The organism is Aquitalea magnusonii (assembly GCF_003202035.1).
In the GTDB taxonomy this organism is placed as follows: Bacteria; Pseudomonadota; Gammaproteobacteria; order Burkholderiales; family Chromobacteriaceae; genus Aquitalea; species Aquitalea magnusonii.
On the sequence record NZ_QJKC01000006.1, the window covers coordinates 20,428 to 43,925 of the forward strand.

Consider the following 23,498-nt stretch of genomic DNA (forward strand, 5'->3'; position numbering starts at 1 on the left):
GCCCCGTCAAGCATGCCGACGGGTGGCCGGGGCGAGGTTTTAAGCGCCTGCCCTGTCTGAGCGATTTGACGTTAGCAAATCGCGAGTTCAGGCGCGCCTCGCCGCGGTCAGGCCCCGGAGGGAAGCCGCAGGCCATGCTTGTGGGGTGGCCTTGGAGGTGAAGGAGGGCTTGGCCACACAAGCCCTCCTTCCCGTCTGCCGCACGGAAGCGGCATGTCAAACATCATCCGCACCAACAGACGTAAACTCAGCCCCTTGGCGTGCCGCGGCAAGCGCTGGCAGAGGCAGCCGGATGGCCGCCCGCCATTACACCGCCTTGCGCAGCGCCCAGTCGAAAGCCCGCGTCGGCAACACCCGGCGCAAGAACCAGAACAGCTTGGTGGGTGTGGTCACGCGGTAGCGTGCGGCCGGGCGTGCCACGGTAATGGCGCGCCATACCGCCTCCGCCACGGCGGTGGCCGGCAGGGTAAAGGGGGCGGCGTGGCCTTCCTTTTTCAGCCGCACCAATTGGCGTTCGTACTCCTCGCGGTGCACACTGCCCGTCACATCGACATTTTTCAGGAAGCGCTGCAGGGCATTGGGGCGGAAGCGGCTTTCAATCGGCCCCGGCTCCACCAGCGACACAAAAATGCCGGTGCCGTGCAGCTCCTGACGCAAGGTGTCGCACAGGCCCTCCATGGCGAACTTGCTGGCGTTATAGGCACCGCGCCAGCGCATGGCGGCAAAGCCCAGAATGGAACTGTTATAGATGATGCGGCCATGGCCCTGGGCGCGCATGATGGGCAGCACGGCATTGGTCAGCTCCCACGGCCCGAACAGATTGGTTTCGAACTGTTCGCGCATGGCCTGGCGGCTGATGTCTTCCACCGCGCCCGGCTGGCCAAAGCCTGCATTATTGAACAGCGCATCCAGCCGGCCACCGCTGCGGCGCAATACCTCGGCCAGCGCCTGCTGAATGGATGCGCTGTCGCACACATCCAGCGGCAGGCTCTCCAGCCCTTCGGCTTGCAGCCGGGCCACATCGTCGGCGCTGCGGCAGCTGGCAAACACCCGCCAGCCGCGCTGCTGCAACAGTTTTGCCGTGTGGTAACCAATGCCGCTGGAGCAGCCGGTAATCAGAATGCAGGGGTGGGCGTGCACCGGAATTCCTTCTCATGTTCGGACAGACAGCCGGCACCCTACACCATCCGCCCGGCATTGCTAAAGCGCTTTCGCTGCCGCGCTCACGCCTGACAAAGTTATCGTGTTGCCGGAGAAATGGAATAAAATGGCCGACTACCTGATTTTGCAACAAGGAAAACGCCATGGCGAAATCCGCCAAAGCCCCGGCCAGCTTTGAAACCGCACTGGCCCAGCTGGAGGACATCATCCAGGCGATGGAAGGCGGCGACCTGCCGCTGGAGTCTGCGCTCACCTCGTACAAGCAAGGCATCGAGCTGATCAAGTTCTGCCAGGGCAAATTGTCCGACGCCGAGCAGCAGCTGAAAATTCTGGAAAACGACGAACTCAAACCGCTGGACCTCAGCAATGGCCAATGAATCCTTCATCGGCTGGATGACGCAGATCCAGCAAACCATGGAAACCGCGCTGGAGCGTTTTCTGCCCTCCGCCGACAGTCTGCCGCAACGCCTGCATGAAGCCATGCGCTATGTCACGCTGCAGGGCGGCAAGCGGGTGCGCCCGCTGCTGGTGTTTGCCGCTGGCGAACTGAGCGGCGCCAGTACCGAGAACCTGGCCCGCGCCGCCGCCGCAGTGGAGATGATCCACGCCTATTCGCTGGTGCACGACGACCTGCCCTGCATGGACGACGATGTGCTGCGCCGTGGCAAGCCCACCTGTCATGTGGCGTTTGACGAAGCCACCGCCCTGCTGGTGGGCGATGCACTGCAGACGCTGGCCTTCGAACTGATCTCCACCCCCATGCAAGGGGTCAGCCCGGCCGCCCAGCTCAGCCTGTGCCACACGCTGGCACGCGCCTCCGGTCATGGTGGCATGGCCGGTGGCCAGGCCATCGACCTGGCCAGCGTCGGCCAGCAGCTGAACCTGCCCGAGCTGGAATTCATGCACATGCTGAAAACCGGTGCACTGATCCGCGCCGCGGTGATGCTGGGCGCACAAGCCGGCAAGCCGCTGTCGACCGCCCAGACCGAACAGCTGGACATCTTTGCCAAACGCATTGGCCTGGCCTTCCAGGTGGTGGACGACGTGCTGGACTGCGAAGCCGACACCGCCACGCTGGGCAAGACCGCCGGCAAGGATGCCGCCAACGACAAACCGACCTATGTCAGCCTGATGGGACTGGCCGAAGCCAAGCAGTTCGCCCGCGAACTGTGCGCCGAAGCCTTTGCCGCACTGGAAGGCTTCGGACCGGATGCCGACCGACTGAAACAACTGGCCGACTATATCGTAGCCCGCTCGTTTTAACCGCAGAAGAACAACAATGACCCCGCTGCTCGACACCATCCACCTGCCCTCCGACCTGCGCGCCCTCAGCCGCCAGCAACTGCCGCAACTGGCCACGGAACTGCGCGCATTTCTGGTCGACACGGTCAGCAAGACCGGCGGCCACTTTGCCTCCAACCTGGGCAGCATCGAGCTGACCATCGCCCTGCACTATGTGTTCAACACGCCGGACGACAGGCTGGTATGGGATGTGGGCCACCAGACCTATCCGCACAAGATTCTCACCGGCCGTCGCGAACGCATGGGCAGCATGCGCCAGCAAGGCGGGCTGGCCGGCTTCCCCAAGCGCGAGGAATCGCCCTACGACACCTTTGGCGTGGGTCATTCCTCCACCTCCATCGGTGCGGCACTGGGCATGGCGGTAGCCGCCAGGCTGCAGGGGCTGGAGCGCAAGTGCGTGGCCATCATCGGTGACGGCGCCATGACGGCCGGCCAGGCTTTCGAGGCGCTGAACAATGCCGGAGCGATGGATACCGACTTGCTGGTCATCCTCAACGACAACGACATGTCGATTTCGCCCAATGTCGGCGCGCTCAACAATTATCTGGCCAAGCTGATGTCCGGCCGCTTTTATGCCGCCATGCGCGAAGGCTCCAGCAAGGTGCTGGGCATTGCCCCGCCGCTGAAGGAAATCGCCAGCAAGGTGGAAGAACACGTCAAGGGCTTCTTCACCCCCGGCACCCTGTTCGAAGAGTTTGGCTTCAACTATATCGGGCCCATCGACGGCCACGATATCGATGTGCTGGTGGACACGCTCAAGAACATCCGCAGCCTGAAAGGGCCGCAGTTCCTGCATATCGTCACCAAGAAGGGCCACGGCTACAAGCTGGCGGAAAACGATCCGGTCAAATACCACGGCGTCACCAAGTTCGACCCGGCCAACGGCCTGGCCGGCAGCAAGAGCGGCGGCAAGCCGCAATACACCCAGGTGTTTGGCGACTGGATCTGCGATATGGCCAAGCTGGATGCGCGCCTGGTGGGCATCACCCCGGCCATGCGCGAAGGCTCCGGCCTGGTGCGTTTCGAGAAGGAACACCCGGAGCGCTACTTCGACGTGGCGATTGCCGAGCAGCATGCCGTGACCTTTGCCGCCGGCCTCGCCTGTGATGGCGCCAAGCCGGTGGTGGCGATCTACTCCACTTTCCTGCAGCGCGGCTACGACCAGCTGATCCACGATGTGGCACTGCAAAACCTGCCGGTGCTGTTTGCCATCGACCGTGCCGGCCTGGTGGGAGCGGACGGCCCGACCCACGCCGGCGCCTTCGACATTTCCTTCCTGCGCTGCATTCCCAATATGACGGTGATCACCCCGTCTGACGAAAACGAATGCCGCCAGCTGCTGTATACCGCCTTCCAGCTGGATAGTCCCAGCGCCGTGCGCTACCCGCGCGGCGTGGGTCCGGGTGCGGAAATCCAGCAGGAAATGAGCGCGTTGCCGCTGGGCAAGGGGGTGCTGCGCCGCAGCGGCCAGGGCAAGGTGGCGATACTGGCCTTTGGCAGCATGGTGGCGCCGGCACTGGCCGCGGCCGAGGCGCTGGATGCCTCGGTAGCCGACATGCGCTTTGTCAAACCGCTGGACACGGCCCTGATCCGCCAACTGGCCGACACGCATGACTACATGGTCACCGTGGAAGAAAACGTGGTGATGGGTGGTGCCGGTTCCGGCTGTCTGGAAGCCATGCAGGCCATGGGCATCGTCAAGCCGGCCTTGCTGCTGGGCCTGCCGGACGACTATGTCGAACATGGCGACCCCACCGTGCTGCTGGCCGATTGCGGCCTGAACGCCGCCGGCATCGAAGCCAGCATCCGCAGCTGGTTGCCGCAGCAGTAAACGCCGCCGGGCAGAGGCTGCCGTACCGCTGGGGCAAGACGCGCCAGCGCAGACAATAAAGCAGAATGGCCCGCAACCGGGTGTGGTGAGCGGTGCCAGACAGCACAGGGGGAAGTCATGGGGGGAATTGATCTGGCAACCTGGCTGAACCTCAGGGGCAGCCCGTTCGAGGCGCTGCCGCTGTTTGTCACCAGCCTGGCCATCGGCCTGCTGATGGGGGTGGAACGCGAACGCAAGCATCACACCCTGGCCGGCATCCGCACCTTTCCGCTGATCGCCATCCTCGGCACGCTGACCGCCATGCTGGATGCCCCCGCCCACGGCGTGCTACTGCAAACCGTGGGCCTGCTGGCCGTGGCCAGCCTGGGTTTTCTGCCCGAACACAGCGGCGAGCCGGACAAAACCGAACCGCGCACCACCACGGTGGCTTCGCTGCTGGTGATGTATTGCCTGGGCGCGCTGGTATGGCACGGTTATGGCGGCGTGGCCGTGGCGGTGGGTATTGTTGCCACTGCCCTGCTTTATCTCAAGCCGGAACTCACCGGCCTCACCCACAAGCTGGAGCGGCGCGACCTGCTGTCGCTGCTGCAGTTTGCCGCGCTGTCCTTTATTGTGCTGCCATTGCTGCCCAACCGCACCTTCGGCCCCTACCAAGCAGTCAATCCGCACCAGGTATGGCTGATGGTGACGCTGATTGTCGGCATCAGCCTGTCCGGCTATCTGGCGGTGAAGCTGCTGGGCCAGCGCGTGGGCGGCCCCTTACTGGGCATACTGGGCGGTCTGGTGTCCTCCACCGCCACCAGCCTGATCTACGCGCGTGAGGCGCGTGCCAATCCGCAGTCCATCCAGCTGGCCACCGCCGTCATCCTGCTGGCCAATCTGGTGCTGTTCGTACGGCTGATGCTGCTGGCTGCCGTGGTGCAAACCAGCGTGCTGCCGGCGGTGCTGTGGGTGCTGCTGCCCGGCCTGCTGTGCGGGCTGGCCTGCGCCCTGCTGCAATTGAAGCGCCGCCAGAGCGAGCAGCAACAGCCGGACCTGAGCCTGAGCAATCCGTCCGAAATGAAGCTGGCATTGGGCTTTGGTGCCATGTTTGCGCTGGTGATGTTCTGCGCCGCCTGGCTGAATGCCGAATTCGGCAGCAAGGGCGTGTATGTGGTGGCGCTGATTTCCGGCCTGAACGATGTGGATGCCATCTCGCTGACCGCTTTCAACCTGTTCGGTGAAAGCAGGCTGGATGGCCAGCAGGTGGCCACCACGCTGGCCCTGGCCATTACCGCCAACAACACCTTCAAGTTCGGCCTGATCGCCAGCCTGGGTGGTAGCACCCTGGCCCGGCGCTGCCTGCCCACCCTGCTGGCCGCCAGCCTTGGCATGCTGGGCGGCCTGCTGGTGCTGGGCTGGGGCAGCTAGGCCGCCATGCGCTGGCGCGACAGGCGCACAATGCAGCCCTTGTAAGCCTCACCGCTTTCCATCCGGCCTGGCGCACGCTGGCTGTCAAAGCCATAGCCCAGCGCTGCCATTTCGCGGCAGAAACCGGCGCGGTTGCCACGGTCGGGGTCGACGATGATCACCTCGGCCGCAGTATTGGCATGGCTGTCGATAAAGTGGGCCAGCTGGCCCGGCTGCTGGCGTTCGTACAGCACGTCGCTGCCAATGATCAGGTCGAAACGTCCCAGCTCCGGATTGCAGCCACCCCAGTCGCCCGCCTGGTATTCCAGCGGTGACAAATCATTCAGCAGCAGGTTTTCCCGCAAAAAATCCGGGCTGCGCGGATGCCAGTCGGTGACGGTGACATCGCCATCGCGGCGGTGCACCACCATGCTGGCCAGCGCCAGCCCGGCACCGATTTCCAGCACGCGCAAGCCGGCCAGCGGCTCACTATGCATCAGCAGGGCCAGTACGCGGGCCGATGGCCACAACAGGCCGAACAAGGGCCAGCTGGCCGGCGAGATGCCACGCTGTTCGGCCTCGCCCAGCGGGTCGGCGTATTGCTGGGAATCCAGCAGGGAACGAATGAGATAATCGGTGCCGCCAACGGACACCGTTTGCTGCTTGGTCAGATAGCCGGGCATGCCGGGACGCCTTTACGCAAGGGAAACTGGGTTGCACTGCAGGAAACGTTCTGATCGAACGGGCAGTCACTTCCGGAATCACTCGGGCAAGGGGCATGCGGGGACGAAAAGGCAGTCGGATACCGCGCCCCCGTCCTGGCAGCGCGGCTGAAACCGGGTTCAGGGTAACATCTGCCCTGCCCGTCTGCTCATTTTTGTGTCGTGCAGCAATGCGGCGGCAAGGCTTAACGCGCTGGCAACAGCTGCGCCAGTGCGCGGCGGATGGTGGCCGCGGTTTCCAGCGGATGCTCCAGTGGAAACAGGTGGCTGCCTGGCTGCTGATGCAGTTGCATGGCGAAATGCCGCTGCATGAAGCGGATGTCCGCCGCGCGCACCACATCGGACTGCGTACCGGCGACAAAGGCTGCCGGCACCGTCAGCTGACCGCGATAACGCGGGAAGTCATGCGGCAGGCCGCAGTAGATCTGGTGCTCGATCTGCGGGCGAAACTTCAGCCGGCGCCCCCCCTGGCCATTGTCCACCGTGCCATGCCGGGCATAATCGGCCAGGCAGTCCGGATCAAACCGGGCAAACGCCGGCTTGCGGGCAAAGTAGTCCTGCACCATGTCCACGCTGGCCCAGTTATCACGCCGGCGCAGGGTGTTGCCACCCGGCGTGACGCGGTCGATGAAGCCCAGCTTCTTGGCCAGCCAGATCCCCAGCGAGCGGCGCGGCCCCATCAGCGGCGAATCCAGAATCACCAGCGCCTTGAACAGCTCCGGCCGCCTGAGCGCCGCATAAAACAGCAGGAAACCGCCCAGCGAATGGCCGACGCCGATGACAGGCATGGCATAATGCTGCCCGATGTGCTGGATGAGTTCCTCGACCAGCTGTGGCCAGCAGTCGCTGACCGGAAAGCGCGGATCATGGCCGATGGTGTCCTGCCAGCCCAGCTCGTAGTCGGTGGCCAGCGCTCCCAGCAGCTTGCCGTATACCGTGGCCGGAAAGCTGTTGGCATGCGCAAAATGAATGATGTCCCGCATGATGTGATGTTTCGCCCATATTGTGTTGTTGTTGGTCGATACTACCGTAAAATGGCGGCTGCCCGACCCTGCGCGCCACTTGCCGCAAGCAGGCAGGAACCCGGCAGCCGTCTGCTGGTCAACCCTTGCTCTACCAAACTGAACCCCGCCATGCCCCAGTCTCTGTTACGCCTGTTTTCTCCCCTGCTACGCCTGCTGGCCCTGCTCAGCCTGCTTGGCAGCAGCCTGCCGGCGCTGGCAGTCAATCAGGAAGACCTGCTGCCACCGGAAAAAGCCTTTGCCGTCAGCGTGGAGCGCCAGGCCGACCACTTGCTGCTGCAGCTGACCGTGGCCGACAACTATTATGTCTACCGCGACCGCATCTCCTTCAGCACCGAACCGGCCGGGCTGCTGGGCACGCCGGTGTTGCCGCTGGGCAAGGAAAAGCATGATCCCTTTTTCGGCAAGCAGGTGATCTACCTGGGCAAGCAGCTGATCAAGCTGCCGCTGACAGCCGGCGCGCCGGCGCGCTTCCAGCTGAATGTCAAACTGCAAGGCTGTTCCACCGCCGGCGTGTGCTACCCGCCCTATACCCATCACCTGAATATCGACAGCTACGGCAGCGCCCAGAACGGTGGCGACTGGCTGGCGGATGCCACGCCGGGAAAGCCGGCGGGTAGCAGCGGCAATCTGGCGGCCAGGGGCTGGCTGGCCACGCTCGGCAGTTTTCTGCTGGCCGGGCTGGGCATGGCCTTTACCGCCTGCATGTATCCGCTGCTACCCATCGTCTCCTCGCTGATTGCCGGTGAAGGCCAGCACATCACCCGCCAACGCGGCTTCTGGCTGTCGCTGACCTATGTGCAGGGCCTGGCGCTCACTTACACCGTGATCGGCATCATCGCCGGACTGACCGGTTCGCTGCTCACCGTCTGGCTGCAACAGCCGGCCGTGATCCTGTCGGCCAGCGTGCTGATGGTGGTGTTTGCCCTGTCGATGTTCGACCTCTACACCATCCAGCTGCCATCGGCACTGCAATCGCGGCTGGCCGATGCCTCCAACCGCCTGTCCGGCGGCAAGCTGGCCACGGTATTTGCCATGGGTGCGCTCTCCGCGCTGATCATCGGCCCCTGCGTGGCCCCGCCGCTGGCACTGGCGCTGGGCTATATCGGCAGCACCGGCGATGCCGTGCTGGGCGGTGCGGCGCTATACGCCATGGCGCTGGGGCTGGGCCTGCCCTTGCTGCTGATCGGCACCTTCGGCGGCCATGTGCTGCCGCGTGCCGGCGGCTGGATGAAGGCAGTCAAGGCCGGCTTCGGCGTGCTGATGCTGGGCCTTGCCATCTGGATGGCCAGCCCCTTTCTGCCGGGCAGCCTGGCACTGCTGCTGTGGGCTGCGCTGTGTGTGGGCTGCGCGGTCTTTCTCAAGGCATTCGAAACCCTGCCCGGCAATGCTCATGTCAGCCACAAGCTGGGCAAGGGACTGGGGCTGCTGTTGTTCCTGGTGGGCGCCGCCCAGCTGGCCGGTGCGCTGGCGGGCGAATCCGATCCGCGTTATCCGCTGAAATGGCTGGCCGGCAACAAGGCGCAGGCTGGCGTCAGCCAGTCCATGCATTTCGGCCCGGTCAACGACAATGCCGGACTGGATGCCGCCCTGGCCGAGGCCCGCGCCCAGGGCAAGCCCCTGTTGCTGGATTTCTATGCCGACTGGTGTGTGTCATGCAAGGAAATGGAAAGCGACACCTTCCCCGCCCCCGCCGTGGCAGCCAAGCTGCAAGGCTATGTGCTGTTGCGTGCCGATGTCACCGCCAACCTGCCGCAACATCAGGCCCTGCTCAAACGCTTTGGCCTGTATGGCCCGCCCGGCATCATCCTGTTTGACCCGGCAGCTCAGGAAAAAGGCCGGGTGATCGGCTTTACTCCGGCTGCCGATTTTGCCCGCCAACTGTAAACCATCCCGCAGTAACCCAAACGTCATTAAAATTTGTCAGCCTTGTCGCTAATATCGAGGATCAGCATGGGCAGGGCCTGAGCCGTGTGCGGGCGGACCCTGTCCTGCATGGCATGTGGATTGCTTGGTGCAGTACCGATATCGGGCCGTACTGACAGGCCATGCCCGCAGGGTGTGTGCCGTTAATGAAACCGCAGATGAATGTTGGGGGGAGTGATGGGTCTCATGTTTTGGGCTAAGACTGATCCGGTCGCAGCGACCGGGCCACAAGATGCCGTGTCGGAAGATACCTTGCGCCGTACCGTCACCGCGCTGGCCGAGCGCGTTGGCCGGCTGGGCATTGAATCGGTGGAAATAGATGGCCGGGTGGACACGGTGCATGCGCGGGCCACCAGCCGTACGGAGAAAATGGCCTCGATGGTCGAGGCAGTACATTCCCTGTCCGGTGCCAACATCCGTATCGGCGATGCCGCCGAATCCACCCATAAAAATGCCAGCGAAGCCGCCAACTGCATGGAAGAAACCCGTGCCACGGTCAAAGTGGCACTGGATGCCATTCTTGAGCTGGTGGACGGTGTGGGCCAGATCGAAGCCAAGCTGCCGGAAATCCTCACCTCGCTGGAACATGTCTCCCAGGTTTCCAAAACGGTCAACGATGTCGCCAAACAGACCAATCTGCTGGCGCTGAATGCCTCCATCGAAGCCGCCCGTGCCGGAGAAGCCGGCCGCGGTTTTGCCGTGGTGGCCGACAACGTGAAGAACCTTTCCGCCCAGACCGAGGGCGCGGTGCAAATGATTCAGGCCACGCTCAGTGCGCTCAGCAGCCAGGTGGATGCGCTGATCGCCAACAGCCGCGCCGCCTCGCAAGTGGCTCAGGCAGCACGCTCCGGCACCGGCGAGATTGGCTCTGCCGTGACCCGCATTGATCAGATCAGCCAGGACCTGGCCCAGGTCAAGCAATCGGTGGCGGGGATTGTGGAAGAGGCGGTAGGCAACCGCGAACACTGCCGTCATATTGAAGACGAAATCCGGCTTGTGGCGGAAACCACCCGGGAATCGCTGAAGGATATCGAAGTCATCAAGGGCCATACCGCCTCGCTGCTGAACATGAGCGAGGATCTGGTGTCGCTCACCTCCGAAGCCGGTATCAAAACGGTGGATACGCCGTTTATCGAGAAAATCGTGGCGGCGGCCAAACAGGTGTCCACACTGTTCGAAGACGCGGTAAAACGCGGCGAGATTGCCATCAACGATCTGTTCGACACCCAGTACCAGCAAGTACCGGATATCACGCCGCCGCATTACCTGACGCGCCACACCGAATTCTGCGCCCGCCATCTGGGCCCTTTGTGTGACCGGATAGTCGACTCCTCGCCCGACATCATCGCCTGCACACCGGGCGACATGAACAATTACTACCCGATCATCAACCGCGAATTTGCCAAACCACCCACCGCTGACCCGGTATGGAATGCAGCCAACTCCCGTGCCAGAACACGTCAGCTGGACCGCACCTCGCTCAACCAGATGAAGACCAACAAGCCCTTCCTGGTACAAACCTACCGCCGCAATATGGGCGGTGGCCGCTTTGACCTGATGAAGAACTATTCGGCGCCCATCATGGTGCAGGGCAGGCAGTGGGGCGTGCTGCGCATCATGGTCAAGGTGCGATGAACTGGCCGTGCAGGGCGGGAACACGGTTTTCCGGCTTGCGCTGGCTTGAAGTCCGCGGGTTGATCCATTAACGTGTCACACCAACGGGCAGGCCTTGTGCCTGCTTTTTTTACTCAGACTCCGGATTTCCTCATGACGCCCAAACCCTTCCCCAGCATCAGTGTGATGGCGGTATTGCGCATCGCCGTGCTGGGCCTGCTCATCCTGTCCTGCATCAAGGTGATCCAGCCCTTTCTGGGAGCGCTGACCTGGGCGGCCATCATTGCCATCTCCGCCTGGCCGCTGTTCACCCGCCTGCGGCTGCGCCTGAATGGCCGCGCCAAGCTGGCGGCCATCCTGATTGTCGGCGGGCTGTCACTGACGCTGGCCATTCCCATCGGGCTGATGGCGCTGACGCTGGCCGATACCATACCGCAGCTCACCAATATGTCGCGTGATCTCACCAGCTTTCATCTGCCGGATGCGCCCAACTGGGTGAGCACCCTGCCGCTGGTGGGCGACAGCCTGCACAAGTTCTGGCTGAGCGTGCAGGCCGACCTGCCCGGTTTCATCGACAAAATCCGCCCGGCCATCAACAAGGCGGCGCTGTGGGCGCTGGAGGGCGGCGCCTCGGCCAGCCTCAGCATGCTGGAAATCGTGCTGGCCATCGTCATCGCCGGCCTGTTGCTGATCAATGGCGACAAGCTGTGGGACGGTGCCGAACTGGCCATCAGCAAGCTGGGCGGCGCCACGGCGGACGAGCTGCCGGAAGTCATCGCCCGCACCATCCGCAGCGTCACCACCGGCGTGGTGGGCACCGCGCTGGCGCAGACCGTGCTATGCGTGATCGGCCTGCTGATCGCCGGCGTGCCCGGCGCGCTGGTACTGGGCTTTCTGTGCTTTATCGTGGCGGTGGCGCAGCTGCCTACCCTGCTGATCTGGCTGCCGGCGGCACTGTGGGTGTTCTACACCGGCCAGACCGGGCTGGGCATCTTCCTGCTGGTATGGGGTTTCCTGCTGGTCAACACCATCGACAATGTGCTCAAGCCGCTGCTGATCAGCCAGGGCGCACAGATGCCGCTGTCCATCATTTTCATGGGGGTGATCGGCGGCCTGCTGGCCTGGGGCCTGCTGGGCTTGTTCATCGGCCCCACCCTGCTGGCGGTGGGCTTTACCTTGTTCCAGCACTGGCTGCGCCCGGAGAATTACCCGGAGCATGCCGAGGAGTCCGAGCCCCCATACGATGAACAGGAAGAGCATCAGTCCTGAAATGCGCAAAGGCATGCCATGCAAACCTTGGTCATGACATCCAAAATCGACCTGTGGCTGGTGGCGGTAGCCGTAATGGCCACGGCCATGGTAGTGGTGGCTGCGACTCGTGCTCCGCTGGCTGATACCGGAAAAATTCTGGGCATCCTGCTGAGCGGCATACCACTGCTGCTGTTGCTGTGGTATCCGCTTAGCAATACCCAGTACACGCTGGATAAGCAAAGCCTGATGGTGTGCAGTGGCTTGTTCCGCTGGAACATCCCGGTCTCTGCCATCAAAAGCGTCACGCCAAGCCGGGACATGTCCTCGGCACCTGCGCTATCACTAGACCGGCTGCTGATTCGTTATTCCCAGGATGGTCAGGCCAAGAGCATCCTGATTTCCCCGCTGGACCAGACTTTGTTCATGCAAAGACTGGACACGCTGAGATCGCAATCATCCCCAGCAGCAAACTGACTCTGCCTGACCTGACATGGCCTGCACACCGCAGCAGTCCATGACAGTAGTCAGCCCGGTCATCAGGTCCGGGCTGACAGTCCAGCATCCAGTCTTACAGCAGTTCCAGCGCCACCGCCGTAGCCTCGCCACCACCAATGCACAGGCTGGCCACGCCGCGCTTGCCACCGTGCTGGCGCAAGGCTGCCAGCAGCGTCACCATCACCCGCGCGCCGGATGCGCCGATGGGATGGCCCAGCGCACAGGCACCACCATGCACGTTCACCTTGTCATGCGGCAGGCCCAGGTCCTGCATGGCTGCCATGGTGACCACGGCAAAGGCTTCGTTGATTTCAAACAGGTCGACATCGCTCACCGTCCAGCCGGTCTTGGCCAGCAGCTTGCGGATGGCCCCCACCGGCGCGGTGGTGAACAGGCCCGGTTCCTGGGCGTGGGTAGCGTGGGCCAGCAGCCGTGCCAGCGGCTTGAGACCGCGGCGGGCGGCTTCGCTGGCGGTCATCAACACCAGCGCGGCGGCTCCGTCGGAAATGGAGCTGGAATTGGCGGCAGTCACCGTGCCGTCCTTGCGGAAAGCCGGCTTGAGGCTGGCAATCTTGTCGAGGCGGGCCTTGAGCGGCTGCTCGTCGATATCCAGCGCCTGCTCGCCGGTTTTGCCAGCCACCAGCACCGGAGTGATTTCCTCGCGGAAACGGCCTGCGGCAATCGCCTCCTGCGCACGGGTAAGCGAGGCGATGGCAAAGGCGTCCTGCGCCTCGCGGCTGAAGCCGTACTCGGCGGCACAGTTTTCGGCAAACACCCCCATCAGCTTGCCCTTGTCGTAGGCATCCTCCAGGCCGTCCAGAAACATGTGGTCCTTGATTTCGCCATGCCCCAGCCGCAGGCCGCCACGTGCCTTGGGAATCAGATAAGGCGAATTGCTCATGCTTTCCATGCCACCGGCCACCATCACGCTGGCCGCACCGGCCAGCAGCAGGTCGTGCGCCAGCATGGCGGCCTTCATGCCGGAGCCGCACATCTTGTTGATGGTGGTACAGCCTGCGGCCAATGGCAGGCCGGCGCCCAGCGCGGCCTGGCGGGCCGGGGCCTGTCCCTGGCCGGCGGGCAGCACGCAGCCCATGATCACCTCGTCGACATCCTCGGCAGCCACACCGGCCCGCTCCACTGCCGCGCGAATGGCGGCGGTGCCCAGCTGGCTGGCGGTCTGTCCGGCAAACATGCCCTGAAAGCCGCCCATGGCGGTACGGGCCATGCCCACAATGACAATCGATTCTTGCTGTTGCATTTGCGTTTTCCTTCCTGAATGGCTTGCTTGCCCGGCTAATGTCTTCTGTCTTCAAACTGCCTGTTTGCCCAGTGCTTTTTCGCACTGGCTGCGGATCTGGCCGATCTCGCCCAGCACCACGCGGATATCGTCCAGCTGTTCCTGTAATTGCTGTTCCTTGCGGCTGAGAATGCGGATGAATTCGCGCAGCTGCGGTTCGTCGTTGCTGGCGGCATCGTACAAATCAAACAGCTCGCGGATTTCCAGCAAGGACAGGCCGATGCGCTTGCCACGCAAAATCAGCATCAGCCTTACCCGGTCGCGCCGGCTGTAGATACGGCGCTGCCCTGCCCGCTGCGGCTCCAGCAAGCCCTGGTCTTCGTAGAAGCGGATGGTGCGCGTGGTGACATCAAATTCGCGTGCCAGCTCGCTGATGCTAAAAGTGTGTTCGGCCATCTGCCGCTTCCCTGTTGTTGTTTTGGCCCTGCATCCAGCCTGTGGCAAGGGCGGATTGCGCCGCTGCCCTGCTTTCTCTTCCCTGATGGCTGATTGTTGATTGACGTTGACGTAAACGTCAAGTTATTGTGATAAAAACAACGCAGGAGAAACGCAGATGAGCATCCTCAACATCGCCGTCGTCGGTGCCGGCACCATGGGCAACGGCATTGCCCAGGTTTTTGCCATGCATGGCTTTGACGTGAAACTGGCCGACGTCAATGAGCCCGCCCTGCACAAGGGGCTGGCCGCCATCCGCAACAGCCTCAGCCGCATGGCCAAGAAAGGCAGCATTGCCGAAGCCGACATCGCCGGCATCCTGGCGCGCATCCACCCCACCACCCTGCTGGCCGAGCTGGCCGACCGCGATCTGGTCGTCGAAGCCGCCACCGAAAACCCGGCGATCAAGGAGTCCATCTTCCGCGAACTGGGCAGCGTGGTGCGGCCGGATGCCATTCTGGCGTCCAACACCTCGTCCATCTCGCTCACCCGCATTGCCGCCTGGGTGCCGCAGCCGGAACGGGTGGTGGGCATGCACTTCATGAACCCGGTGCCCTTGATGCAACTGGTGGAAATCATCCGTGCCATCCAGACCGCCGACCACACTTACCAGAAAGTATTCGAGCTGGCCGTGGCACTGGGCAAGACTCCGGTGACGGTGAAGGACGGCCCGGGTTTTGTCTCCAACCGCATCCTGATGCCGATGATCAACGAAGCGGCCTTCGCCCTGTTCGAAAACCTGGCCACGGCGGAAGACATCGATACCGTGATGAAACTGGGCATGAACCACCCCATCGGCCCTTTGGCACTGGCCGACCTGATTGGCCTGGACACCTGCCTGTCCATCATGGACATCCTCTACAGCGAATTCCGCGACAGCAAATACCGCGCCTGCCCGCTGCTGGTACAGCTGGTGGCGGCCGGCCAGCTGGGGCGCAAGAGTGGCAAGGGTTTTTATCACTACGACTGACATACCAAGACGGCACACAAGCCGCCAAGCACAGGAGAGTTGCAGATGAAACAGGCTGTTCCTAGCGTCAAGCTGTTGATCAACGGTGAATTTGTCGAATCGCGCAGCCAGGAGTGGCGCGACATCATCAACCCGGCCACACAAGAAGTGCTGGCACGGGTACCGATGGCCACGGCAGAAGAAGTAGAAGCCGCTGTCGCCAGCGCCAAAACCGCCTTTGCCAGCTGGAAGAAAACCCCCATCGGCAGCCGCGCCCGGATTTTCCTCAAGTACCAGCAACTGATTCGCGAGCACATGAAGGAACTGGCCGCGCTGCTGACGGCAGAACAGGGCAAAACCCTGGCCGATGCCGAGGGCGATATCTTCCGTGGGCTGGAAGTGGTGGAACACGCCGCCAGCATTGGTAATCTGCAACTGGGCGAATACGCCGAAAACGTGGCCGGCGGCGTGGATACCTACACCGTGCAACAGCCGCTGGGCGTGTGCGCCGGCATCACCCCCTTCAACTTCCCGGCGATGATTCCGCTGTGGATGTTCCCGATGGCCATTGCCACCGGCAATACCTTTGTGCTGAAACCGTCCGAGCAGGACCCGATGGTGACCATGCGGCTGGTGGAGCTGGCCTTGCAGGCTGGTATCCCGGCTGGGGTGCTGAATGTGGTGCATGGCGGCGAAGCGGTGGTGAATGCCATTTGTGACCACCCGGATATCAAGGCCATCTCTTTTGTCGGCTCCAGCCGCGTCGGCACCCACGTTTACCACCGCGCCAGCCTGGCTGGCAAGCGCGTGCAATGCATGATGGGTGCCAAGAACCACGCCATCGTGCTGCCGGATGCCAACAAGGAACAGGCGCTGAACCAGCTGACCGGCGCGGCATTCGGCGCAGCTGGCCAGCGTTGCATGGCCTTGAGCGTGGCAGTGCTGGTGGGTGAGGCGCGCAACTGGATTCCAGACCTGGTGGCCAAGGCCAAGTCCCTGCGCGTGGGCGCAGGCAAGGACAATCCGGACCTGGGCCCGCTGATTTCCTGCGCGGCCCGTGAGCGAGTGACTAGCCTGATTGCCAAGGGCGTGGCCGAAGGCGCGGTATTGGAACTGGATGGCCGGGAAGTTCACGTGGATGGCTACCCGGACGGCAACTTTGTCGGCCCCAGCATTTTCTCCGGCGTTAGCACCGACATGGCCATCTATCAGCAAGAAATCTTTGGGCCGGTGCTGTGCCTGCTGGCCGTGGACACACTGGATGAGGCCATTGCCATCATCAATGCCAACCCCAATGGCAACGGTACCGCCATCTTCACCCAGAGCGGCGCTGCCGCACGGCGCTTCCAGGAAGACATCGATGTCGGTCAGGTCGGCATCAATGTACCCATTCCGGTGCCGGTGCCGCTGTTCAGCTTTACCGGCTCGCGCGGCTCCAAGCTGGGCGATCTCGGCCCTTACGGCAAGCAGGTCATCCTGTTTTATACCCAGACCAAAACCGTCACCAGCCGCTGGTTCGACGACGAGGCCAGCAGCGGCAAGGTGCACACCACCATTTCGCTGCGCTGAGTTGCGCTGATCAAGGCAGACCGATTCACGTCAGATAAAACAAGACAGCAGCAGGCCGCCCTCCCCCACCGGCCCGGCTGCTGCAAGAGGAGAAACCGACATGGACTTTGCACTCAACGAACAGCAACTGGCCTTCCAGGACAGCGCACGCGACTTTGCCAGCAGCCGCCTGGCGCCGTTTGCCGTCGCATGGGACCTGGAAGAAACCTTTCCGCTGGATACCATCCGTGAAGCCGGTGACATGGGCTTTCTCGGCCTGTACACCCCGGAAATCCACGGCGGGCTGGGCCTGTCGCGGCTGGATTCGGCTATCGTGTTTGAAGAACTGGCCGCCGGCTGCACCTCCACCGCCGCCTATCTCACTATCCACAATATGGTGAGCTGGATGATTGCCAGCTTCGGCAGCGCCACGCTGGCCGGGGAATGGGTGCCACGCATGGTGAGCGGCGAAGTGCTGGGCAGCTATTGCCTGACCGAGCCGGGTGCCGGCTCCGATGCCGCCTCACTCAAGACCCGCGCCGAGAAAAAGGGCGAAGTCTATGTGCTGAACGGCAGCAAGATGTTCATCTCCGGCGCCGGCAGCACCGATGTGCTGGTGGTGATGGCCCGCACCGGCGGCCCCGGCCCCAAAGGCGTGTCGGCCTTTGTGGTGCCCGCCAATGCACCCGGCGTGCAGTACGGCAAGAAGGAAAAGAAAATGGGCTGGAACAGCCAGCCCACCCGCGCCATCACCTTCGACAATGTGGAAATTCCGGCAGGCAACCTGCTGGGCGAAGAAGGCATGGGCTTTGCCTATGCCATGAAGGGGCTGGATGGTGGCCGCATCAATATCGCCACCTGCGCCGTGGGCACCGCCCAGGCCGCGCTGAATGCCGCACAGCGCTATGTGCAGGAACGGCAGCAGTTCGGCCAGCCGCTGGCCGACTTCCAGACCGTGCAGTTCCGCCTGGCCGACATGCTGACCGAGCTGGTGGCCGCACGGCAGATGGTGCGTCTGGCAGCGTTCAAGCTGGACAGCGGCAGCACCGACGCCAGCGCCTACTGCGCCATGGCCAAGCGCTTTGCCACCGATCTGTCATTCAATGTCGCCAATAATGCCTTGCAGCTGTTTGGCGGCTATGGCTACCTGAAGGACTTCCCGCTGGAACGCCATGTCCGCGATGCCCGCGTGCACCAGATTCTGGAAGGCACCAACGAGGTGATGCGCATGATAATCGCCCGGCAGTTGCTGAAAGACGGCGCGCTGGAGAACCTCCGTTGAGAACCTCCATGCACCCTGTTTGTGTGGTGCATGTTGCAATACAGGATTGATGTTGACGACGCAGCCACGGCCCCGGCAAACCAAACCGGCATCCGCGACGCGGATTCAGGACAGCAAAGATCGTATACAGACTGTAGGTACTACTTACCAATGATCGGGAACGCCATGACACATTACGCGCATCTGCAAGTGGAAATACGCGGCCACACCGCCCAGGTCACCATTAACAACCCGCCAGCCAATACCTGGAACCGCGCCAGCCTGAATGCGCTCAAGCAACTGGTGGCAGACCTGAACGCGGACGACAACATCTACGCGCTGGTGATCACCGGCAGCGGCAGCAAGTTCTTCTCCGCCGGGGCCGATCTCAACCTGTTTGCCGACGGCAACAAGCTGGTGGCCACCGAAATGACCATGCTGTTCGGTGAAGCCTTCGAAGCACTGGCGGCCTTCCGTGGCGTCAGCATTGCCGCCATCAACGGCTATGCCATGGGCGGCGGGCTGGAATGCGCGCTGGCCTGTGACATCCGCATTGCCGAAGTCCAGGCGCAAATGGCGCTGCCGGAAGCCGCGGTCGGCCTGCTGCCCTGCGCTGGCGGCACCCAGCAGCTGCCGTGGCTGGTGGGTGAAGGCTGGGCCAAGCGCATGATTCTGTGTGGCGAGCGGGTGGATGCCGACACCGCCGAGCGCATCGGTCTGGTGGAAGAAGTAGTCGGCCAGGGCCAGGCGCTGGAAGCCGCGCTCAAGCTGGCGGAAAAAGTAGCACGGCAGTCGCCCTCCTCGGTCAAGGTGTGCAAACAGCTGGTGCAGCGCGCCCGCATCGAACCGCCCGGCTATAACCTGATTCACGAGCGCGAGCAGTTCATCAAGCTGTTCGATACCGCCGACCAGCAAGAAGGCGTGCAAGCCTTTCTGGCCAAGCGCAGCCCGCAATGGCACAACCGCTGACAGGAGCCGCCATGCACGATGCCGTGTTGTTTGAAGAAGTCCGCTGTGCCGATGGCAAGCGCCTGGGCATTGCCACCCTCAACAGCGAAAAATCACTGAATGCGCTGACGCTGCAGATGATTCGCCTGCTGCAGCCGCAACTGGCCGCCTGGGAAGCCGACCCCGATATCGCCGCCGTGCTGCTGCGCGGTGCTGGCGAAAAGGCCTTTTGCGCGGGTGGCGATGTGCGTGCCCTGCGCGAAGCACTGCTGAGCGATGACAGCCATCCGCAGCCGCAGGCGCTGGAGTTTTTCCGCGAAGAATACACGCTGGACTACCACATCCACTGCTATGCCAAGCCGCTCATCGTGTGGGGCCACGGCATCGTGATGGGTGGCGGGCTGGGGCTGATGGCCGGGGCCAGCCACCGCGTGGCCACCAGTGCCACCCGCATTGCCATGCCGGAAATCACCATCGGCCTGTATCCGGATGTAGCCGGCAGCTGGTTTCTGCAACGCATGCCCGCCCGCGTCGGCCTGTTCCTCGGCCTGACCGGCGCACCGCTCAACGCCCACGATGCGCTGATCTGCAATCTGGCCGATCACGTACTGGCCACCGATGCCTGGCCACAGCTGCTGGAGCAGCTGCAGCAGCAATACTGGGACGCCGATGCAGCCACCCGTCACGCCCAGGTTTCCGCCCTGCTCAGCCAGCTGGAACAGGCCGCACGCCACAGCCTGCCGGCTTCCAATGTGCAGCCCAATCTGCTGACCATTCATCAGCTGATGAGCATGGGCGATCTGGCCAGCGTGGCCGATGCCCTGGGCACGCAACAGTTCGACGACGACTGGCTGGCCAGCGCGGCCAAAAACTTCCGTCACGGCTGCCCGGTATCCGCCGCCGTGACCTGGGAAATCTTCCAGCGCGCCCGCCACCTGTCGCTGGCTGAAGCACTGCGCATGGAGCTGATCCTGTCGCTCAACTTCTGCCACAAGCCGGACTTCCGCGAAGGCGTGCGCGCACTGCTGGTGGACAAGGACAGGCAGCCGCAATGGCATTACCGCCAATTGGCCGACATCCCGCAGGACTGGGTGGACAGCCACTTTGTGGCGCCGTGGCCGGCAGATCAGCACCCGCTGGCTGCCCTGCGCTAAGCAATACACAACAGGAGAGACGCAATGACACACATCGCCTTCATCGGCCTGGGCAATATGGGCGGGCCAATGGCGCTCAATCTGGTGGCCAAGGGTTTTAGCGTCGCCGCTTTCGATTTGTCCGCCGACGCGCTGGCCAGACTGCAAACCGCCGGTGCCCGTGCCGCCAGCAGCGCGCTGGACGCCGCGCAAGGGGCCAGCGTGGTGATTTCCATGCTGCCTGCCGGCAAGCATGTGCAGGCACTGTATCTGGGCGAGCAAGGGCTGTTTGCCAGCCTGCCGGCAGGTACGCTGGTAATTGACTGCAGCACCATTGCCGCCAGCGATGCACGCAAGGTGGCCGATGCTGCCACCGCAGCGGGCCTGCGCATGCTGGATGCGCCGGTGTCCGGCGGCACCGCCGGGGCCGCTGCCGGTACGCTCACCTTTATTGTCGGTGGTGCAGAAGCAGACCTGGCCGAAGCACGCCCACTGCTGGAAGCCATGGGCAAGAACATCTTCCATGCCGGAGGCAACGGCGCGGGCCAGACGGCGAAAATCTGCAACAACATGCTGCTGGGCATCCTGATGGCAGGTACCGCCGAGGCGCTGGCGCTGGGGGTGAAGAACGGGCTGGACCCGAAAGTGCTGTCCGACATCATGAGCAAGAGCTCTGGCCGCAACTGGGCGCTGGAGCTGTACAACCCCTGGCCGGGCGTGATGGACACCGCCCCGGCCAGCCGTGGCTATAGCGGCGGTTTCATGACCGCGCTGATGCTGAAAGACCTGGGCCTGGCCGAAACCACAGCGCTGGACAGCCATGCCACCACGCCACTGGGCACGCTGGCGCGCAATCTGTACGAGAGCCATGCAGCAGCCGGCCACGGCCAGCTGGATTTTTCCAGCATCCTGCAATATTTCCAGCCGCAAGACTGAGTCCGTTTTCTTGTCTGTCCCGGCCCGGCTTTATGCCGGGCCCAGGCTGCTGGCAACGTAATGTGATGCGATGGCACTGGACCCAGCAAAGCTGGGCCACCCGACCAAGCACTCGATTCCGCAGCCTTTCCATCTAATCCCCATCCCCCCGCCCTTTCCCTGAAAGGGAGCCTCGCTTTCTTTTCAGAAAGCGAGAGGGGCTTGTCAATAATCGGCGCCCGGCTTTATGCCGGGCTTTTTGCATCCGGCGTATTCACACAAGGCAGTTTGGCCGGTTGCCATGCGCGGGCGAAACCATGTCATCAGGATGAGGTCCAACGCCCTTCATGACGACGTATACAACCGCTCAGGAAACCAGCCATGAAAACCAGACAACTGCTTGCCACCACCCTGCTGCTGGCCGCTGCCAGCCAGGCATCCAGCGCCGCCGGCGTGCTGAATGTATATAACTGGTCCGACTACATTGCCAAGGACACCATTCCCGGCTTTGAAAAACAGACCGGCATCAAGGTGCGCTACGACAACTACGACAGCAATGAAACCCTGCAATCCAAGCTGCTGACCGGCAGCTCCGGCTACGATATTGTCACCCCCACCTCGGACTTCATGGCCAAGCAGATCCAGGCCGGTGCCTTCCAGAAGCTGGACAAGAGCAAGCTGCCCAATCTGCGCAATCTGGACCCGGCACTGATGGCCAAGATAGCCGGGGCTGACCCGGGCAATCTGTATGGCGTTCCCTGGGCCTATGGCACCGACGGCCTGGGCTACAACCTGACCAAGGTGCAGCCGCTGCTGGGCAAGGACACCCCGCTGGATGACTGGGACAATCTGTTCAATCCGCAAAAAGCAGCCAAGCTGAAAGGCTGCGGTATTTCGGTGCTGGATGATGCCAAGGCGGTGTTTGCCACCACCCTGCACTATCTGGGCAAGAATCCCAATAGCCGTAACCCGGCCGACTACCAGGCGGCTTTCCAGACCCTGCAAAAGATCCGCCCCTATATCAAGCGCTTCAGCTCCTCCGGCTATATCAACGAGCTGGCCAATGGCGACATCTGCATGGTGCTGGGCTATTCCGGTGATGTGGTGATTGCCAAGGCGCGCGCGGCCGAAGCCAAACGCCCCTACCAGCTGGCCTATTACATTCCCCAAAGCGGTGCACCGCTGTGGTTTGACGTGATGGTGATTCCCAAGGGAGCCAAGAATGTCGACTCTGCCCTGCAGTGGATCAACTACATGCAAACCCCGCAGGTGAATGCCGGCATCACCAATACCGTGTTCTACCCCACCGCCAATGCGGCGGCACGCAAGTTCGTGAAACCGGAGATTGCCAACGACGCGGCCATCTACCCGCCGCCAGCCCTGATCAACAAGCTGTTCCTGCTGGAGCCGGTACCGGCAGACATCATGCGCCTGCAAAACCGCTTGTGGACGCAGCTGAAAACCGGGCGCTGATCGGCAAGGTCAAGTAAAACAAAAAGGGGCGTAACGCCCCTTTGTCAGTTGTGCCACCCCTCAGTTCAAGCGCGCTCTTGCAAGGTATACCCCGCCGCCGTCAGGGCCTTGCGCCATTCGGCAAGGGCAATCTCCACCAGCTGGCGCTGGCCGGTGAAACCGAAATCGATATGCATCTGCGGGATGGTGTCATTGCCAAAGCTGGGCAGACTGGACAGCTTGAGGGCAGGATAGCGCTGGCTGAAATCCTGCATCAGGGTGATCAGGTCGCCCTCGCGGGCATTCAGCGCAATCACGCCCTGCTCCACGTCCGGGCTGTCATTGAACAGATGGCGGTACTGCTCATCCAGCACCCATTCGATCATTGGCCAGGCCATGGCCGGGAAGCCCGGCACGAAATGCACATCGCCATGCGAGAAACCGGCAATCTGGTTGACCGGGTTGGGGATGATGCGGCTACCTTGCGGAAACATCGCCATATTGATGCGGTGCGGATAGGCATCCGCACCAAAACGCGCCTCGATCAGCGCACCGGCTTCGGGATGCACCGCCAGTTCCAGGCCCAGCGCCTGCGCCGCGCAAGCGCGGGTATGGTCGTCCGGGGTGGCGCCAATACCGCCAAAGCTGAACACCACATCACCACCGGCAAAGGCACGCTCCAGCGTGGCACGGATACGGGCCGGATCATCGCCCACATAGTCAGCCCATGCCAGATTCAGGCCCCGCGCCGCCAGAATGCGGATCAAGGCCTGCAGATGCTTGTCCTGGCGCTTGCCGGACAGCAGTTCGTCACCAATGATGATGGCACCGATTTTCACGTACT

21 protein-coding genes are annotated in these 23,498 nt (G+C 62.8%); 15 read left to right on the forward strand and 6 right to left on the reverse strand.

The features are described from left to right. Positions 1–306 precede the first annotated feature (306 nt). A complete protein-coding gene (locus DFR38_RS07755; RefSeq protein ID WP_059284795.1) occupies positions 307–1,140 on the reverse strand; it encodes an SDR family oxidoreductase in 834 nt (277 codons plus the stop codon). A gap of 164 nt (positions 1,141–1,304) precedes the next feature. On the opposite strand from DFR38_RS07755, the gene DFR38_RS07760 reads away from it, so the two are divergent. The 4 genes from DFR38_RS07760 (at position 1,305) to DFR38_RS07775 (ending at position 5,704) form a co-directional block, all read left to right on the forward strand. After that, positions 1,305–1,538, forward strand: coding sequence for an exodeoxyribonuclease VII small subunit (locus DFR38_RS07760; RefSeq protein ID WP_059284794.1), 234 nt, complete (start codon positions 1,305–1,307; stop codon positions 1,536–1,538). Then, the gene (locus tag DFR38_RS07765) at positions 1,528–2,424 is read left to right on the forward strand and encodes a polyprenyl synthetase family protein (RefSeq protein ID WP_059284793.1); all 897 of its coding nucleotides are present in this window, start codon (positions 1,528–1,530) and stop codon (positions 2,422–2,424) included. Before DFR38_RS07760 ends, DFR38_RS07765 begins: the two co-directional genes overlap by 11 nt. Before the next feature lie 16 nt (positions 2,425–2,440). After that, the gene (dxs, locus tag DFR38_RS07770; protein WP_110313234.1) at positions 2,441–4,294 is read left to right on the forward strand and encodes a 1-deoxy-D-xylulose-5-phosphate synthase; all 1,854 of its coding nucleotides are present in this window, start codon (positions 2,441–2,443) and stop codon (positions 4,292–4,294) included. Between the two features lie 117 nt (positions 4,295–4,411). Beyond that, positions 4,412–5,704: an MgtC/SapB family protein gene (locus DFR38_RS07775; RefSeq protein ID WP_110313235.1), complete on the forward strand. Its 1,293-nt coding sequence runs from the start codon at positions 4,412–4,414 to the stop codon at positions 5,702–5,704. On the opposite strand, the gene DFR38_RS07780 is transcribed toward DFR38_RS07775, so the two are convergent. Then, positions 5,701–6,366 (reverse strand): class I SAM-dependent methyltransferase, encoded by a 666-nt coding sequence (locus tag DFR38_RS07780; protein WP_059284792.1) that lies wholly within the window; start codon positions 6,364–6,366, stop codon positions 5,701–5,703. The two genes, DFR38_RS07775 and DFR38_RS07780, sit on opposite strands and share 4 nt — an antisense overlap. 224 nt (positions 6,367–6,590) lie before the next feature. Then, entirely contained in the window at positions 6,591–7,388 is a 798-nt protein-coding gene (locus DFR38_RS07785; protein WP_059284791.1) for an alpha/beta fold hydrolase, read from the reverse strand. Between the two features lie 150 nt (positions 7,389–7,538). Here DFR38_RS07785 and dsbD point away from each other — a divergent pair, with 150 nt between their 5' ends. The 4 genes from dsbD to DFR38_RS07805 all read left to right on the forward strand — a co-directional run bounded on the left by dsbD (position 7,539) and on the right by DFR38_RS07805 (position 12,692). After that, complete coding sequence (dsbD, locus tag DFR38_RS07790) at positions 7,539–9,314, forward strand: protein-disulfide reductase DsbD (protein WP_110313236.1); 1,776 nt, start codon at positions 7,539–7,541, stop codon at positions 9,312–9,314. A gap of 276 nt (positions 9,315–9,590) precedes the next feature. Beyond that, positions 9,591–10,988, forward strand: a complete 1,398-nt coding sequence (locus DFR38_RS07795) for a methyl-accepting chemotaxis protein (protein WP_158527712.1) — start codon at positions 9,591–9,593, stop codon at positions 10,986–10,988. A 132-nt stretch (positions 10,989–11,120) separates the two neighbouring features. Then, positions 11,121–12,236, forward strand: a complete 1,116-nt coding sequence (locus tag DFR38_RS07800; RefSeq protein ID WP_110313237.1) for an AI-2E family transporter — start codon at positions 11,121–11,123, stop codon at positions 12,234–12,236. A gap of 33 nt (positions 12,237–12,269) precedes the next feature. After that, the gene (locus tag DFR38_RS07805) at positions 12,270–12,692 is read left to right on the forward strand and encodes a PH domain-containing protein (protein ID WP_158527713.1); all 423 of its coding nucleotides are present in this window, start codon (positions 12,270–12,272) and stop codon (positions 12,690–12,692) included. A 94-nt stretch (positions 12,693–12,786) separates the two neighbouring features. Here the strand turns inward: DFR38_RS07805 and DFR38_RS07810 are convergent, their stop codons facing one another. Beyond that, positions 12,787–13,974: an acetyl-CoA C-acyltransferase gene (locus tag DFR38_RS07810; protein WP_110313238.1), complete on the reverse strand. Its 1,188-nt coding sequence runs from the start codon at positions 13,972–13,974 to the stop codon at positions 12,787–12,789. A 51-nt stretch (positions 13,975–14,025) separates the two neighbouring features. After that, positions 14,026–14,409 (reverse strand): MerR family transcriptional regulator, encoded by a 384-nt coding sequence (locus DFR38_RS07815; RefSeq protein ID WP_059287227.1) that lies wholly within the window; start codon positions 14,407–14,409, stop codon positions 14,026–14,028. A gap of 157 nt (positions 14,410–14,566) precedes the next feature. Between DFR38_RS07815 and DFR38_RS07820 the strand changes: the two genes are divergently transcribed. The 7 genes from DFR38_RS07820 (at position 14,567) to DFR38_RS07850 (ending at position 22,675) form a co-directional block, all read left to right on the forward strand. Beyond that, positions 14,567–15,418, forward strand: coding sequence for a 3-hydroxybutyryl-CoA dehydrogenase (locus tag DFR38_RS07820; protein WP_059287226.1), 852 nt, complete (start codon positions 14,567–14,569; stop codon positions 15,416–15,418). Positions 15,419–15,463: 45 nt separating this feature from the next. Further along, the gene (locus tag DFR38_RS07825; protein ID WP_059287225.1) at positions 15,464–16,966 is read left to right on the forward strand and encodes a CoA-acylating methylmalonate-semialdehyde dehydrogenase; all 1,503 of its coding nucleotides are present in this window, start codon (positions 15,464–15,466) and stop codon (positions 16,964–16,966) included. 100 nt (positions 16,967–17,066) lie between these two features. Further along, positions 17,067–18,227, forward strand: coding sequence for an acyl-CoA dehydrogenase family protein (locus tag DFR38_RS07830; protein WP_059287224.1), 1,161 nt, complete (start codon positions 17,067–17,069; stop codon positions 18,225–18,227). Between the two features lie 165 nt (positions 18,228–18,392). After that, entirely contained in the window at positions 18,393–19,175 is a 783-nt protein-coding gene (locus tag DFR38_RS07835; RefSeq protein WP_059287228.1) for an enoyl-CoA hydratase, read from the forward strand. Continuing rightward, positions 19,160–20,308: an enoyl-CoA hydratase/isomerase family protein gene (locus tag DFR38_RS07840; RefSeq protein ID WP_239688808.1), complete on the forward strand. Its 1,149-nt coding sequence runs from the start codon at positions 19,160–19,162 to the stop codon at positions 20,306–20,308. Before DFR38_RS07835 ends, DFR38_RS07840 begins: the two co-directional genes overlap by 16 nt. Positions 20,309–20,332: 24 nt before the next feature. After that, positions 20,333–21,223 carry a 3-hydroxyisobutyrate dehydrogenase gene (gene mmsB / locus DFR38_RS07845; protein WP_110313239.1) on the forward strand — a complete coding sequence of 297 codons (891 nt, stop codon included), beginning with the start codon at positions 20,333–20,335 and terminating at the stop codon, positions 21,221–21,223. A 360-nt stretch (positions 21,224–21,583) separates the two neighbouring features. Then, complete coding sequence (locus DFR38_RS07850) at positions 21,584–22,675, forward strand: polyamine ABC transporter substrate-binding protein (protein WP_059286106.1); 1,092 nt, start codon at positions 21,584–21,586, stop codon at positions 22,673–22,675. 65 nt (positions 22,676–22,740) lie between these two features. Here DFR38_RS07850 and DFR38_RS07855 read toward each other — a convergent pair whose 3' ends face one another. Then, entirely contained in the window at positions 22,741–23,493 is a 753-nt protein-coding gene (locus DFR38_RS07855; protein ID WP_059286107.1) for a competence/damage-inducible protein A, read from the reverse strand. Positions 23,494–23,498 lie beyond the last annotated feature (5 nt).

Coding starts and splice junctions, on each gene's coding strand:
- DFR38_RS07780 (WP_059284792.1), bottom strand. CDS start 6,366: ATGCCCGGCTATCTGACCAAGCAGCAAACGGTGTCCGTTGGCGGCACC.
- DFR38_RS07775 (WP_110313235.1), top strand. CDS start 4,412: ATGGGGGGAATTGATCTGGCAACCTGGCTGAACCTCAGGGGCAGCCCG.
- DFR38_RS07760 (WP_059284794.1), top strand. CDS start 1,305: ATGGCGAAATCCGCCAAAGCCCCGGCCAGCTTTGAAACCGCACTGGCC.
- DFR38_RS07830 (WP_059287224.1), top strand. CDS start 17,067: ATGGACTTTGCACTCAACGAACAGCAACTGGCCTTCCAGGACAGCGCA.
- DFR38_RS07825 (WP_059287225.1), top strand. CDS start 15,464: ATGAAACAGGCTGTTCCTAGCGTCAAGCTGTTGATCAACGGTGAATTT.
- DFR38_RS07850 (WP_059286106.1), top strand. CDS start 21,584: ATGAAAACCAGACAACTGCTTGCCACCACCCTGCTGCTGGCCGCTGCC.
- DFR38_RS07835 (WP_059287228.1), top strand. CDS start 18,393: ATGACACATTACGCGCATCTGCAAGTGGAAATACGCGGCCACACCGCC.
- DFR38_RS07840 (WP_239688808.1), top strand. CDS start 19,160: ATGGCACAACCGCTGACAGGAGCCGCCATGCACGATGCCGTGTTGTTT.
- DFR38_RS07785 (WP_059284791.1), bottom strand. CDS start 7,388: ATGCGGGACATCATTCATTTTGCGCATGCCAACAGCTTTCCGGCCACG.
- DFR38_RS07815 (WP_059287227.1), bottom strand. CDS start 14,409: ATGGCCGAACACACTTTTAGCATCAGCGAGCTGGCACGCGAATTTGAT.
- DFR38_RS07800 (WP_110313237.1), top strand. CDS start 11,121: ATGACGCCCAAACCCTTCCCCAGCATCAGTGTGATGGCGGTATTGCGC.
- dsbD (WP_110313236.1), top strand. CDS start 7,539: ATGCCCCAGTCTCTGTTACGCCTGTTTTCTCCCCTGCTACGCCTGCTG.
- DFR38_RS07820 (WP_059287226.1), top strand. CDS start 14,567: ATGAGCATCCTCAACATCGCCGTCGTCGGTGCCGGCACCATGGGCAAC.
- DFR38_RS07765 (WP_059284793.1), top strand. CDS start 1,528: ATGGCCAATGAATCCTTCATCGGCTGGATGACGCAGATCCAGCAAACC.
- mmsB (WP_110313239.1), top strand. CDS start 20,333: ATGACACACATCGCCTTCATCGGCCTGGGCAATATGGGCGGGCCAATG.
- DFR38_RS07805 (WP_158527713.1), top strand. CDS start 12,270: ATGACATCCAAAATCGACCTGTGGCTGGTGGCGGTAGCCGTAATGGCC.
- dxs (WP_110313234.1), top strand. CDS start 2,441: ATGACCCCGCTGCTCGACACCATCCACCTGCCCTCCGACCTGCGCGCC.
- DFR38_RS07810 (WP_110313238.1), bottom strand. CDS start 13,974: ATGCAACAGCAAGAATCGATTGTCATTGTGGGCATGGCCCGTACCGCC.